A 14,350-nucleotide genomic window follows, 5' to 3' on the forward strand; every position below is an offset into this window, starting at 1 on the left:
CCAGCCTGGCCGGACCCGTCCTCGGCACCCGTGGCACGACCACCAGCGGCCCCGGCCCCCAAACCTTTCCCCTGCGGCTTTCCAAGCCCCAACGTCCGGTCCACCGCCCGATCGTTCGAGGACGCGCCGGTCCCTGATCCTGCCCCCGGTTCAAGCACCTCAGTCCCCGGGACACTGCCGGAACCAACCTGGCCTGCCGTTCCACCAAAGCCGGACTGCCCAGCCCCAGCCCGGCCGGCGGAGCCGCCACCGAGACCAGCGCCGCTGCCAAATCCAACCGGCCGCACACCCTGCTCCGCCGCCAGCGCGCCATGCCCCAGCAGCCCGTCGACAACCACCGCTCCCGTCACCCCACAAGAAAAAACGCAAAGCGATACCGTGGCGGCAAAAGCCGCAAAACCAACCCGACTGCTACGCATGAGCCCCCTCGAAGCGAATCAATTCGTCATCAAAAACACGACGCATCCTAACGGCGCACAACCCACCCAGTGCAACCGTTTTGTGAACCCAACAACAAAATATGAGAATATGATACAGGTATATTAGAAATGCCTCGAGGACCGCGAGCGAGATTGAACCAAGGCTCGACCGCTAGGCCCCTAGGCGTGCTGTCGCCGCTACGGTGCCTGCCCGTCCTCCGGACGCCATCCCAATGCTTCAGCTTTAGCGAACGCCGTAAGATTTTCCTGGTACCACCTGTCAACCTTGGCATTCACGTCGGGCGGAATGTCCGAGGTGCGTATATACTTTCCCGCAAGCTCACGCTGCAGGAGAGCGCTATAGGCACTTCCCTTCTTGGCCAGCAGGTAAGCAAAATCGGGATAATGTTGAAGAATGACGTCGGCGGTCGATATCGCCGCTTCAGGCCGGCCTTCGGCCAGATGGTGCTCGACCAGAAAAGACGCTATTAAGGCGACGGCTTCATCATCTGTGAGTGCTCGTAGGTAGGTGCCGTTTGCCACAGCCGCATCGGACATCGGCAACTTCTGCCGATACCAGAGATCGCGCGTAAACCCGCCGCCGCTCGTCGCCTCCAGGTTCCATGTCGAGCCTGCATCGTCGATATATTTGATAAATACGTGAAGGGGGGCCTGGGCAAGCGCCATATTCAACCCAAGTCGCTGCCCCAGTGCGAGGAGAAGGATCGGCATGGTAATGCAGTTACCCTGGCGCGTGTCCAGGTATCGCTGCAGCAACCGATTGGCAGGCTTTTCCCCCAGGGGATCGCCAAGGTCATAGGTGAATGGCCGATACCCGTTCCACTCGCCGCTTTCATAAAGATAGCGCCGGAGTGCTTTGAGCTTCTGAGCGCTTCCGGCATTCTCCCCAACCATTCGCACAACATCCGCAGTCATCCGATCGACACTGGTGAGCACAACTGCGGGAACAGTAGTGGGATCTACCAGTTGATCGACGGCAAGCTTCGCCTCCAGCAAGTCCAGTCGCTCCTGAAACAGGTCTTGGACCTCGGTCCTTTTGGGCTTAGCCGTCCCAGCGGAGGTTTGCGAATAAGCAGGAACGACGAAAAACCATAGCAAAGCCGTCAGCACATTTATGGTCCGCATATTGCTCCCAGACGCCGTTCCTTGGCCTGCCGAATCGCTACATAATAACAACGGTGGCAGAAAGAGTTCTGCCTTCGTAGAGCTTTAGTATTTTCCCGGTGGATAGGCGGGTCTCTGGCCCGCCCTCTGCTAAAAATTTTATCTTACAAACAGCCGGCGTTTCAGTCACAGCTTCGGATGATTCGAACTCTACGACCACACTCCACACATCGGTTCCTTTGTCTGTATCCTCGTCAAATTTCGCGACTGTTATATAGCGAAGGCTTTTCGTTGGAAGCGCCGCCTTTCCCTCGGCCCACCATATCTTAGCTTTCTTATATTCCATAGAACTCACCATTTGATTGGGAAGCCGGTTAATTGGTCGATCTCCCCATAACGAGCCGGACCAATACCATCAAGGCGCTCTACGCGATGAAACTGATCCGCGATTGACGCAGGTACTTCAATGCGTACCGTTGTTGACATTCCCGACCCGTTCATGAGGTCTCCCCATTTTGCAGCATCTTGAGGTTTTTCAGCGAACCACTTGCCCGATAAAGAGTTTGGTCCCATTTCGAACCTGCCGGTGGCCTGGATTTGCCTAAGCTCCGCCTGAGAAACAGAGCGGTATAAGTTGGTCGTGGGCTGGATTTCTTTCGTTGTAACGGCCAGAACTCTGCCGCCTACGGTTAGTCCGGTTCCTGCTGCATTGACAACGTCCTTGCCTGTGCTGATCCCGACTTTCTGGGACCCGTTTGACGGGCTGTACTGCGCCGGATTTACCTGTCCTGCCGTGACATTGGAGACTACGCTCGCCCCCGCATTATATATCCCCATCCCCGTGCCGGCGACATAATCCCACAAGTCGAACTTTTCGTCTGGCGGCAGATCATCGGAGTGCATGTAGGTATACTCGTTGGCTGCCATACCATACGTTATACCTTCAGCTTGCGAGTCGGAGCTTGCAGCCTCCCCATTCTCTAGCTCAGGACTCGTTAAATCACATCCAGAAGATGACGGCTGCAGCGATGCATATGCTTGAGAGATAGGTGTGTGCGCAGCGGTCGTATCTGGTGTGAATCCGCCTCCAGTCCTTGAGCCTGCCGAACATGTTTTCGATCTTGTGGCGCTTTTTGTAGAGCGTCGGATCATGTGGGATGACGCTCTTGCGGTTTGCCCGAGATGGAATGCAGGCCGTGATCTTGCGTGCGGCCAAGGCGTCTCGAAACCAGTCGGCGTCATAGCCCTTGTCGGCCAATAGGGTCTTGGCCTTGGGAAAGGCGGCGAGCATTTTCGCTGCCCCTTTGTAGTCGCTCATCTGCCCTTCGCTCAGAAGCAGGATGAGCGGTCGACCATGACCATCGCAGACGGCATGCAGCTTGGAGTTCAATCCACCTTTGGTGCGTCCGATACGTCGGGGAACATCCCCTTTTTTAGCAGACTGGCTGCGGTGCGGTGGGCTTTCAAGTGGGTCGCGTCGATCATCAACTGCTCGGGCCTGCCGCGTCTAGCGGTCAGTTCGGCCAAAATCCGGTTGAACACGCCGAGCCTGCTCCAGCGGATGAAGCGGTTGTAGATCGTCTTGTGCGGGCCATATTCCTTGGGCGCGTCGCGCCACCGTAGCCCGTTGGGTAAAACGAAAATAATGCCGCTCAAAATCAGTCGATCGTCAACGCGCGGAATACCGTGGGACAGCGGGAAGTACGGCTCGATCCGACGCATCTGCGCCTCCGACAACAACAGCAAATCACTCATCGCAGGGCTCCTTTCGATCCGAATGAATCAAAGCCACCGCGACGCTGCAAGCTATTTAATGGCTCCTGAGCCTAGAGGGACGGTAGCGGCCAGGACGCTGACCTCGCTGAAAACTGATTACCGGCCGATATCGATGATCGCAATTCTCTCGATAGCTGTTTCCTGACCGGATCGAATAGCGACCAGACTCATCTTCACGGCAGATGGCAGGGCTTCACGATCGGTCCAGACATCTACCCATGGCAGGGCCGACAATTCAGGCGACGTCAGGTACGCGAATTTGACCGATTTCAGAGCCGCGATGATCGTAAATTCTTCGCTCTGCGTCGCCGACAACAGTCTTCGTGGAACGTTGCGTTGAATGAGTTCAAACCCATCCGCGCTTTGGCGGACCGCTATCTCCACGTCCCGTAAGGATGACCGGTGATTGCCGACCATTGCGACTGCCACAAGATTGAACCTTGTTGCATCACCGGAAAAGACAGCTTTTTTCGCCGGGTCGTCTTTGATGGGCGCCAATCGACGGGCCTGCCCAAGGAGAGCTTGCAGGTAAGCGCTGGCAGCTTCGAGTTCCATCTCGGCGTCATTGACTCTCGTGATGTTGTGCATCGGGCGAAGCTGGCCAATCGAGGCCATCATAAGTCCCGAAAGCAGCGCTGTAATGCAGAGCGTGACCAACATCTCAACGAGAGTGAAGCCATCCTTCGGCAAAGCGGCATTATCTCTTACTGGCGTTTTTCGCTTGGCCATCTGAGGCATCAAAGGTCAGGGCTGAAGTAAAGGAATTTATGCGCCCTTCCCGAGCGCGTGAACAGTGTCACCACTGCAAGCACAGCCCCCTTTTCTCCGGCCTGCGGGGATTGAATGGGGACGACATGGATCTTCCAGCGCAACGCTCCATTCGTCCCTTCTTCATCGCGATTGCCGCGCAAAATCCGGGGCAAGGTTTCTACGCGCAACATATCTGCAAACCTGACCACCTCTTGACGATCCTCGGAGATCGAGAGGCTTTTGGTGGCGATAGCGATAGCTTGCGCGGAAATAGCCAGCGCCGTCGACAAGATCAGAAAAGCGATCAACGTCTCCAGCAACGTAAAGCCGTCCCGACTATTATCGAACCTCACGTGACACCGCCTCGGTCAATGTAGGGACACCCGTTAGCCAATTGACGAGTAAGGCGGTCTCAGGTGCATCGCCCGAGTGAAAACGGATGGTACCCCCAGTAGCGCTGCCATTCGGGAAGAAGGTGATATTCCCCTGCTTCGCAGTCGTTCGGTTATCGCGGCCAATAGTGGCCGAAAAGGCGATCGCCGCGGGCATGACAATGGTACCCACTTTGGCGTCCGATCGGATGGTGCCGCTCGTTGTTTCAAGAAACAGAGATTTTGGAGTGCCCGTTTTAAGAGCGCTCAGGCGTGTCGATTGCGCCATATGAAGCACCTGCTGTGCGACACTCTGAGGGGTCACTTTGGTTAAAGACCGGTATGATGGAATGGCAAGAGAAAACAGAATGCCCATGATCGCTAGAACGACCAGCATCTCGGTCAGACTGAAGCCAGCAATGTTGTCGTTGGGGGTGATATTGTGCGCCATCACTGAATACTCAACTCATTGATCCCCAGCAGCGCTGTCATCACCGAGACAACCAGCCCGCCAATGAGGATGCCGAGGAATATCGTGATGGCGGGTGTCATCAATGCGAGCAAGAGATCGGTGAGCCGTTGAGCATCTGATCGCAACACGCCGGCGGCATTATCCAGCACCGTCGGCAGTTTGTTGACCTCGTCACCGATCGCCACCAGCGACACGACACCTCGCGGAAAGAGACCGCTGGCTGTGAAAGCCTCGGGCAACCTCTTTCCCGAGATCACCACGTCACGCATGGAAAGTAGCTTCTCCCGGAAGGAGATTGCAGGGCAACAGCGGGCGGAAAGCGCAAGCGCGTCCGGCAATGGAACCGCGTTGTCGAGAAGCAAAGAAAGGCTTTGCAGATATCGGGCAAGGGCGGATTGGGAAATCGCCCGACCAAGGAACGGAAGTTTGAGCAATACTACGGCGAAAGCAGCTTGCACGGACGAGGGCCGTAGAATGGCAAACGTTGCGACGAATATGATGCTCGCAAATATTGCGAAAAGTGTCGCGGGATCGGCCAGCGCTCCCCGCAAACTGGACAGCAAAGCAACGATAAAGGGCGGGGTGCGGCCCGAACTCTCGAAAATCGGCTCCAGCGTCGGCACTAGAACGAAAGTGACCACGCCTATCGCAAAGAACATCATCACCAACAGAAATAGCGGATAAACAGACGCATCGATAAGCTGCTTGCGCTGAGCATCGCGCTTTTCGAGATCAGCCGCGACAATCTTCATCACGTGTGGCAGGCGAGCGCTATGCTCCCCGCTTGAGATCAATGCCAAAGCGTCTTCAGGCAGGCCGTTCAGGCTGGACAGGGCTACCGAGGGGGTAGCGCCAGATGATAGCCGCTCGATAATTGTCCCAATAGTCTGCCGGTCTCCGGCTCTCGACGCAGCACCCTGCATAGCCCGCAGTGCCTGATCGACCCCCAGGCCGGCGTTCATCAGGACTGAGAGATCCGCAAAAAAACGCGTTTTGTTGAAGGCACGCCCAAAACGGATTGCCGATGCGGCATCCGGTTTTTCCGATCCAAACCGCACGGCCTTCAACTCGGAGACGGAAAGCCCGTCGGCTCTCAGTCTACGGCGCGCGTCCGCAATATCGAGCGCATCGATCTGCCCCTTTTGTTGCCTGCCTGCCGGATTGAAAGCCGTGTAAGAAAACCTCAACATTTAGCGATCTTCCAGCTCGACTACCCTGACAGCTTCGGCAAGCGTGGTCTTGCCCTCGGCCGCGAGCTGGAAAGCATGATCGCGCATCAATGTCATGCCCTCCTGCTTGGCGATCACTTCGATCTCTTCCTGGCTTACTCCCTGTACCACTGCCTGGCGAACACGGTCAGACATCTGTAAAATCTCGAACGTCGCCTGACGGCCCTTGAAACCGGTTCCGGCGCAGACAAAACAACCGGACTTATCCGCCCATTCCCGGCACTGCTCACAACATTTTCGCAAGAGACGCTGACCAACTATCCCTCGCATGGTCGCGTCGATCAAAAATGGCTCAATTCCCATATCCCGCAACCGGCTGAAGGCGCCTATCGCGCTATTGGTATGAAGGGTCGAAAGAACCAAATGGCCCGTCAACGCAGCCTGGATCGCGATTTCAGCAGTTTCGCGATCACGGATTTCACCAACCAGGATAATGTCAGGATCCTGTCGGAGGACCGATCTCAATGCAGACGCAAAAGTCAAACCGATTGCGGGATCGATCTGCAACTGCGTGACCCCCGTCATGCGATACTCGACCGGATCTTCCACAGTGAAAATCTTCACCTCCTGACGATTAAGTTCAGCGAGGATCGAATAAAGCGTCGTGGTCTTGCCGGAGCCGGTGGGACCAGTCACGAGCACCATGCCATTCGGCCTTGCGGTGATGTTCCTGATCTTCTCTGCCGAAGCGGCATCATACCCCAGAGTTCTAAGCTCCAAACGTACGGTCTCGCGATCCAGGATACGAAGCACGACCGTTTCACCGTGGATCGAAGGAACCACCGAAAGGCGAAAGTCGACCTCCTGCCCCCGCACGGCGAGCCGAAGCCGGCCGTCCTGCGGCAATCGCCGCTCCGCAATATTGAGGCGGGCTAGAATTTTAAGGCGGCTGATCACGCCGGCATGCAAAGCGTGAGAAACGCTTTCGACATGTGTCAGCATTCCATCGCGACGAAACCTGACACCCATGGAATTGGCTTCAGGCTCGAGGTGTATATCCGTGGCCCTTTCATCGACTGCCTTCTGGATAATCCTGGAGACGAACTTCACGACTGGCGCGTCCCGCGCGATATCCTGCAGCCGCTCGAGATCCACATCGGCGACGGCGTCAAGGCCGTCGACGAAGCCCACAGGTTCCGAGGTTTGCCTGATTTCCCTGATAAAATCGTCGACAGCGCTTCGGGGCGTTACTTCCAATCGAACCGGAAGTTCGAAGAAATAGCTTACGGCGCCGATGGTATCCGTATCGAAGGGATTGGCGACTGTGAGCAGCAGATCACCATTGTCCGCCAAGCGAGGAACGATCGCCTTGTCCGCAGCGAAATCGAGGCCGAGGCGTTCGAGAAGCTCGTTGCTCTCCATCGCAGGGAGCTTCGCCACGTACCCTATCTGTAGGAATCTGGCGAGTTCTGTGGCAATGGCCATCTCGGGCAAGATGCCCAACTCTCGAATGATGATGTCAACTGCCTGGCCGGTCTTTCGCTCGGCGGCTCTGGCACGGCTTGCCGCCTCCACCGAGATCCGCTCCGAATCTTCCAGGAAGGTCAAAAACGCTTGCGAAGACGACGAAGGAGAGATCATGTAAGCACGTCTTCCAACAAACGAGTGACATCATGATCCAGCAATGACGCGCAATTTCCCCTCCTCTTGGGCACAGGAGGTTTCGTGTCTACATCAATAGTGGCGACCTTCTGACTTGGGCCACTACGGGTCGCGGCTGAAAAAACCGCCGCGGAAACTGTCCAGTCGCCTCCATCGAATAGCATCGTCTCGATCGTGTAAAACATCGACATGCCCCCCGTTTCCTTCGACCTGGAGAGAATGGCTCGCCCCTCCCGCACCGAAAAAACACGACCTAGATCGGATAGCGCGATACCGCGAAGCGCCTCGAAATCATGCAGCTCCGAGATATCTTCGAAGGGTGCATGTTTCGGCCCGGCATCAATGCCAGCATCGTCACCGTTACCCGTGCCTGGCGACCGAAAATGCATGACCTTTTGTGCGGTATCCTGAGCTTTGATCCCGACCAATCCGATCCCGTTAAAACCAGCAACCAGCAAAGGCTCCTCCGCCGTATTCAGATTGATGAGGCTCGCATGCGGGACGATCGCGATCTTCATGGAGATGTCGTTGATAGCGCACTCCGATGCGAGAAGGCCTCCGCCGTCCACGACATTCCTCCACCGGGGATCGGCGCCAATCCGCCACGCAAGATAGCTATTGATAGCCTGGACAGCGTTACCGAGCCGGGCCTGGTTATATTCATGTCCGACCGTCAGTGCCTTCAGCCGCGAAGAGGCCGCGAACGGGGCCAGAAACATGGCAAATAGTAAAATGAAACCGAGCACGGCCAGCAGTGCAAAGCCGCTATCGCCGGAATCCTTTTGTCCTTCAATTTGCTGTGCCATCGGCTCTTTTCGTTCCAGTATCATAGAGCGAGAAGACAGCGCTGGATGTGCCGGCGCTGAGCGACATCCGATCAGCTTCGATGGACACGATGGTCCAGCCCAAGACTCTCTCCCCCTCCCCAAACCAATCCACGGTTTTCTCATCTGTCGCAATCAGAGCGGAAAACCTGCCGCTGACCGTCCTGGTCCCGCGAAACTTGATGGGCGGTGGCGATGGTGCCTGGCTGGGTGGGGCTTGCACGACGACCGGCGCGACCGGCTTTGCGACCGGTGCAGGCGGTGGAACGAACTCACGCCGCGTCGGGCTGAAGACTGGACGAACAAGCGTCTCGGGCAAATCCCAATCGGTGACTGTCACCGGCTGGTTCTTGTCTTTGGGGGCCAACACCGCGGCGCTGTTCGGCAGTTCAATGGCGAGCGGCGAAATATCCACGCTCATCCCGAAAATCGCGACATTGAGCGCGCCAAGGCAAAATAAAGCTGAGACCATTAACAACAGGGCTAGCCATCGTCCATCGAATGATCTCAGCATATCATGGCTTTCCCTTCTCGGGTAAAACCACCGTGGGGCTGACCGCCCCATAGATCGCAATCTGTCCGGCAAGTTGAAGGGGTTCCGATAGCACGCCTTGCATAATCCTGTTGGTTCCACGGATCGCTACCTGACGGATGATCAAAGGCGGGTCGGAGGTTTCAAGCTGTCTGACGACCTCGTGAAAAGCTTTCAAACTGCCTTCCATGTCTGCACGCACGCCGACATATGCTGCACCATCGAGTTCAATCTGTGTCGTGCCGCTGATCGATGCAATCGTGGCCCCTGATGAGCGTGCGACTGCATTGACCCGCTCCTGAAGCTTAGCCTGGATAGCAGGAAGGCTCTCGCCCTCGATGAACAAAGTTCCTGCGGCAGGTTCCCAGCTTGGGGTGTTGACATCCGTCAAAGGCTTGCGCGCAATGATCTCGTTGAGCCGGAAAAGCTCAGCCCGCATATCCGCGATATCGGTAACCCTGGCCGATAGAAAGGACCCCAGATAGACGGCGGTGATGACGACAATGATAATGACGAGGCCCAGGATGCCCAGCGCCACGGAGCGCTGCACATAGCGGGGCGCATTCATCAAGGTGATCAGCAGTTCCGTCATGCAGGTTGCACCCGCAATCGGATCTCGAAGCGTTCGCCGGACTGACTGGGAATGCGCACAACCGGCGAGGTGAAGTTTGGCGCGGAAAAAAGTTCGGAGGCTTCAAGCGTAGCGATAAGGGCAGCCGCAGACTCCGCCGCAAAACCGGTGATCGTCAGCATGTCTCCATCGATTGCGATATCCGTCAGCCAGGCGTCATCCGGCAAAATCCGGGTCAGTTCCTCCCATACTCGAACGACCGGAACAGACTGCGCTTTGCCTTTCCGAGCCGCCTCGACGGCCGCGATACTCTTCTGTTGCCGATCTAGGAGTTTTCGCACCTGCAGAGCTTCGGTGCGCTTGGCTTCAACCAGGCTGGCTAGTTCCTCCTGAGCCGAGGAATAAGTGAAAAGGAGGTGTGCGTATGTAGCACCGCTTGCGACGACAACGATTGCAAATGCAGCCAGCAGACCGTTTCGCCAATGACGCAGGTGATGGAATGCGGGGTGAAGGTTTTCGAGTGCCCGGGAGGGAAGCCAAATTATCTGGTCACCGTCGCGAACACCCCAACGATCAATCCGTGGTCGCCTTGCGGCAATCTCAGCGAGTTTCGGATCGATCCTCTCCCTCTTTATAACGTAGAAGGAGGACTGGCCATCGCTTCTCCTGTCCTGCGCAGGAAGCACGTAAATGTCTGTAAGAGCAAAAGGCGTCTTTTCCTGGACAGTGGCGCGTGCAACCTCCATCGATCGGCTGAATGGAAGACGCATGGTTGCGGCTTGGAACTTGAGGAGCGGGCCGTGGAATATCGCACCTCCGACATCTGGCGTACTTCCTTGAATACGGTCGCCACCTTCATTTCCAATAGCAGGGTCACCGACCTCGCTCTCGTGATGTGGTGAAGGTATAGTCACACGAGTTCTTCGTGGCGGCGCCCAAAACACGTTCAGCGGCGGAGTGACCCCATCTCTCCACCAGTCGAATAGATCTCGAACTGCGCTAATTAAAGACACTATGGATCCCAGTCGTTGTCGACTTCGAGAATAGCGCGCTTTGGGCTAGGATACTTGTGGTCCGATTGCTATCCACAGGGTTTCCACGCATTCACACCGGAATTGAGGGCGATGGCCTTCATCAGGCAACGGTTACGCCCCGGCTCGCAAGGCCAAGAGAACCATTTCTGCAGGAGGCAAAAAGTTATCGCTCCGTGCCAGAACGCACTTCCGAGCTTCTGCCGAACCTCAACTTGATGCTCGATGAGACTTAATGATGCGGCGCAGCTCATTGTAGCTCCCAAACCCTCGCTAATGGTCCATTCTTCGCAGCCAGGAGGGACCAGCCTGGCTTCACGCCAGGGACTAGAACAGTGAGCTTCTCTATCGGATAAAAACGCTTGCCTTAGGCATTGTAACGTCAACACTTCCCATGTGACTTAGGCGGCCAACGACATCGCTGAGCTGCGCGCACTACTCAGCTTTTTGATCCATCGTAGCAAGGATGTCAGTCTGGACTGAAATCTTTCCCATCCCGTGAGAGATGAAGAACTACTTTATGAAAGTAGCGCCGATGACCTTCCCGCTATGAACATTTATATTTATCTTGTAACCGCTGAAAGTGTAGGCAAACAGATCTTCTCCGATCGCGTTTACGTCGACAAAATAATCTGGGTTTCCAGGAGGGGAAGCTTTCCAGACTAAACGAGAACCCCTCGAAGCCACTAAGTTGGCAAACACTGCCGACTTACTTTCATCAGGATCCAGTAGAGATATTGTAATATCTTTATTTTCTAAATAAAGTATTTTCGAAGTTCTCATTTCGTGCCAGGGTTTTTCCATTTCTCACCTTAAAGGAGTACCAGGCCCCCAGCTTGAATTGGGAAGCCTCTCAAGAAGTTGAATTTGAATTCCGCCTCCCCGAGCACCGAACGCCGGCGCTGCAACACCGTATTGGATTTGAGTCCCTGCTGGTACATGAACTGTGGATATAAATGAGGCGCTGTTTTGCGGGGGCAAAGAGAGCAAACCACGAGCGGCTTCTGAGGATCGGGGTGCGACTGGGGAAAGCCACGCTCCTTGTAATTTTGCCTCTCCTCCCCAAACACGATAAGCGTTGAGTCCTCCGTTGGGAACCCTTCCCGAGGAGATAAGCCCGTTCCATGCTGCCTGAGTGCCAGGTGCCGGCCCTCCAATTAAAGTAGCCTTGGACGCAGTGGCAGCAATAGGCGCTATGGTCGCCGCGACAGAAGCCGCATTCAGGACATCTTTTCCTGTGCTCATGCCGCTTTTTTGGGACCCATTCTGTGGTGTGTACAACCCAGGCTGTACTGTTCCCCCGGTGACCGTTGAAACTAAACTTGCGCCAGTGTTGTAAATGCCCATACCAACGCCTGTCGCCCAGCCGCTGAAACTGAATTTTTCTTCTGGTGATAGGTCGTCGGAATGGATGTAGGTCTCCTCGCGAGCCGCCATGCCATACGTGGCGCCCTCAGCGCGTGAGTCTGAGCTGGCAGTTTCACCATTAGTTAGCTCCGTTCCGCTCCAAGGGTCGTATTGGGTTTCCCCACCGTCGGCGTGCCCGTTCGGATCTGACCTATTGATTGGGTCGTTGTGAGAATAGGCGTATCGGTTTGTACCGACACCGTCCATGGTTGGATCCCAGTCGTCGGGAGATATGAAGCGTGCGTTGGCAGTCGAGGCGAACGAGACGGATACCATGCTGCAGATGAGAAGCATGGTGAGGAGGCGGGCAAGGAAGGGCCGAACGAGAGAGCGCATCAAGGGTTTTCCGGGTGCGAGAGTTGATCGGTGTCGAAGGGTAGCTTGGGTCGTGGCGAGCGGCCTTGTCCGGCCGCCCGCCTGGGCGCTCTGTCTATCGGCCGAATGCCGTTGAGGCCGTGCCGTTGGCGGATGTGGGAGATCCGGGTTTGGCCACAGCAGCCGGCAGGCGCCGAAGGACGGTGTCCACCTGTCGCTCACCGTCAGTTTCGACCGCCTGTCCCTGCTCATCTTTTTCGATGAAGCGTCCGAAGGCGGGGTCGTAATATCTTGCGTTGAGATACATCAGCCCGGTTTCGACGTCGAAGCGTTCGCCGATATAGCCCTTCTTCGTCTGCATCGCCGGATTGGTGGTCTCCCCGTAGGCGGCATAGCCGGTCTGTTCGGTTATATTACCGGCAACGTCGGTCACCAGCCGCACCGACGACAGGTGGTCGCGGTGAAGGAAATATTTGCTGGTCACGCCGGCGGCCGTGGCGACGACCTTGATGTCGGGATGCGGATAGTAGGTATAGACCTCCGCCCCGGGCGTCGTCCGGTCGATCTCGATATCGGCGCCGGCATAAAGCGTCTTGCCAAACGCCCAGTTCTTCATCACCCGCGATCCGTCCGGACCATAGGAGAAGGTGACCGCCGATCCCCCTTGCGTGACGCTGGCAAGCTGGTTCGACCGATCCCACACCAGACTGCGGGTGCCGTCCGAGACCATGTTGCCGTTGGCGTCGTAACCGATCGACTTCGTTCCGATCTGGGTTGCCGCATGCGGACGCACCGCTGCGCCGGCCGGATAGGTATAGGCCCCCATCCGGGTGCGTGAGGTCAGGTTGCCGTTGAGGCTGTAGCTATAGGTCTCGTCGAGCGCGTTGTTGCCGAGATTGTCGGCGCTCGCCAGGCGATTGAAGCCATCGGTGGTGTAGGTATAGGTCCAGCTGTCGGATGGCGTCAGGCCGGTGATGGCGGTGATCTGGCCGATCGCATTGCGGCTGTACTGATTGTCCATCAGCACCGTGGTGCCCTTCTTCGTGGTAACCCGGGTCAGCCACCGCCGGGTCGGCGAATAGGAAAACTCCGTCGTCACCCCGTTCGCATAGCTGATCGACTTCGTCTGACCGTCAGCTTCGTAGAATGTCGACGTGATGTAGTCGGGGATGGAATAGAGGCGGTCGGACGTGTTGTAGGTCCAATAGGGTTCGGTCATGCCGATCTGGGCATTACCCGTTACATAGCTGATCCAGGCCGTTTTGTCCTGGCGGCCAGTGCCCGAAATGGTGTCATGCCGAACGCCGTCAATGATCGAAGTTGATCCCAATGAGGTGCCCCAACCCTCGTAGCGGCGACTGTAGTAGGATGTAGAGTGAGCGTTCTCAATTCGAGTCAAGAAGCCGACGTGGTGAGCGGGATAGGCCGGCACTTCGTCGTAGTAGTTTCTCGTCTCGAGAGTCGATGTGGCTTCACCGGGAACCCAAACTCTCTTGGTCAGGAGCCGCCCCATCTGGTCGTAGTCCAGGTTCGTCTGAACGCCCAGCGCATCCCGCTGGACCGAAAGCCGATTGGCTCCGTCATACATATAGGTCCAGGTTCCCAGATCTGGATCGCTTGCCGACACCCGATTGCCGGCAACATCGTAGGTATAGGTCCAAACGGCGACCTCCCCATCGATAATACGCAACAGTCGACCCAAGGCGTCATAGGTGCGAGCATCGACATAACGCCAATTCCCATCAGCAACCTTTTCCCAGGCGATCTGATGTCCATAGGTGCTGAATTGGCGGGATTTTCGCCTAGGGGGTCACCAAGATCGTAGGTGAATGGCCGATGCTCATTCCATTCACCGCTCTCGTAAAGATACCGCCGCAGCGCATTGAGCCTCTCGGAGCTTCCGGCATTCTCCCCAGCCATGCGTAA

The 14,350-nt window shown here is 56.4% G+C and carries 14 protein-coding genes and 1 pseudogene; all 15 read right to left on the minus strand.

The window, feature by feature from the left end:
• Positions 1-419 (minus strand): annotated as a pseudogene (locus tag PMI07_RS35520) (hypothetical protein); the annotation flags it as partial.
• A gap of 198 nt (positions 420-617) precedes the next feature.
• A complete protein-coding gene (locus PMI07_RS07175) occupies positions 618-1,436 on the minus strand; it encodes a transglutaminase family protein (protein ID WP_197032472.1) in 819 nt (272 codons plus the stop codon).
• Between the two features lie 166 nt (positions 1,437-1,602).
• On the minus strand, positions 1,603-1,890 hold the full coding sequence (locus PMI07_RS07180; RefSeq protein WP_155956406.1) for a hypothetical protein: 288 nt from the start codon (positions 1,888-1,890) through the stop codon (positions 1,603-1,605).
• Positions 1,891-1,895: 5 nt separating this feature from the next.
• Positions 1,896-2,471: a hypothetical protein gene (locus tag PMI07_RS07185; RefSeq protein WP_037085924.1), complete on the minus strand. Its 576-nt coding sequence runs from the start codon at positions 2,469-2,471 to the stop codon at positions 1,896-1,898.
• A 73-nt stretch (positions 2,472-2,544) separates the two neighbouring features.
• Positions 2,545-3,299 (minus strand): IS5 family transposase gene (locus PMI07_RS33950; RefSeq protein WP_155956407.1). Its coding sequence is split into 2 segments (ribosomal slippage): positions 2,545-2,966 and positions 2,966-3,299, totalling 756 coding nucleotides; the frame shifts between segments, so codons are not numbered across the junction.
• Between the two features lie 117 nt (positions 3,300-3,416).
• Positions 3,417-4,049 (minus strand): prepilin-type N-terminal cleavage/methylation domain-containing protein, encoded by a 633-nt coding sequence (locus PMI07_RS07200; protein WP_197032473.1) that lies wholly within the window; start codon positions 4,047-4,049, stop codon positions 3,417-3,419.
• A gap of 8 nt (positions 4,050-4,057) precedes the next feature.
• Positions 4,058-4,423 carry a prepilin-type N-terminal cleavage/methylation domain-containing protein gene (locus PMI07_RS07205; RefSeq protein ID WP_007771719.1) on the minus strand — a complete coding sequence of 122 codons (366 nt, stop codon included), beginning with the start codon at positions 4,421-4,423 and terminating at the stop codon, positions 4,058-4,060.
• On the minus strand, positions 4,410-4,892 hold the full coding sequence (locus PMI07_RS07210) for a GspH/FimT family pseudopilin (RefSeq protein ID WP_007771718.1): 483 nt from the start codon (positions 4,890-4,892) through the stop codon (positions 4,410-4,412). The genes PMI07_RS07205 and PMI07_RS07210 overlap by 14 nt, the downstream gene beginning before the upstream one ends.
• Positions 4,892-6,103: a type II secretion system F family protein gene (locus tag PMI07_RS07215; RefSeq protein ID WP_007771717.1), complete on the minus strand. Its 1,212-nt coding sequence runs from the start codon at positions 6,101-6,103 to the stop codon at positions 4,892-4,894. Before PMI07_RS07215 ends, PMI07_RS07210 begins: the two co-directional genes overlap by 1 nt.
• Positions 6,104-7,723, minus strand: a complete 1,620-nt coding sequence (locus tag PMI07_RS07220) for a GspE/PulE family protein (RefSeq protein ID WP_007771716.1) — start codon at positions 7,721-7,723, stop codon at positions 6,104-6,106.
• The gene (locus PMI07_RS07225; RefSeq protein ID WP_007771715.1) at positions 7,720-8,550 is read right to left on the minus strand and encodes a hypothetical protein; all 831 of its coding nucleotides are present in this window, start codon (positions 8,548-8,550) and stop codon (positions 7,720-7,722) included. Before PMI07_RS07225 ends, PMI07_RS07220 begins: the two co-directional genes overlap by 4 nt.
• Positions 8,534-9,082, minus strand: coding sequence for a hypothetical protein (locus tag PMI07_RS07230; RefSeq protein WP_007771714.1), 549 nt, complete (start codon positions 9,080-9,082; stop codon positions 8,534-8,536). The genes PMI07_RS07225 and PMI07_RS07230 overlap by 17 nt, the downstream gene beginning before the upstream one ends.
• 1 nt (position 9,083) lies before the next feature.
• Positions 9,084-9,692, minus strand: coding sequence for a type II secretion system protein GspM (gspM, locus tag PMI07_RS07235; RefSeq protein WP_007771711.1), 609 nt, complete (start codon positions 9,690-9,692; stop codon positions 9,084-9,086).
• The gene (locus PMI07_RS33495; protein ID WP_155956408.1) at positions 9,689-10,585 is read right to left on the minus strand and encodes a PilN domain-containing protein; all 897 of its coding nucleotides are present in this window, start codon (positions 10,583-10,585) and stop codon (positions 9,689-9,691) included. Before PMI07_RS33495 ends, gspM begins: the two co-directional genes overlap by 4 nt.
• Before the next feature lie 1,954 nt (positions 10,586-12,539).
• The gene (locus PMI07_RS07250; protein ID WP_081760660.1) at positions 12,540-14,126 is read right to left on the minus strand and encodes an RHS repeat-associated core domain-containing protein; all 1,587 of its coding nucleotides are present in this window, start codon (positions 14,124-14,126) and stop codon (positions 12,540-12,542) included.
• Between the last annotated feature and the right edge of the window lie 224 nt (positions 14,127-14,350).

It is taken from the genome of Rhizobium sp. CF080 (genome assembly GCF_000282095.2).
GTDB lineage: Bacteria > Pseudomonadota > Alphaproteobacteria > Rhizobiales > Rhizobiaceae > Neorhizobium.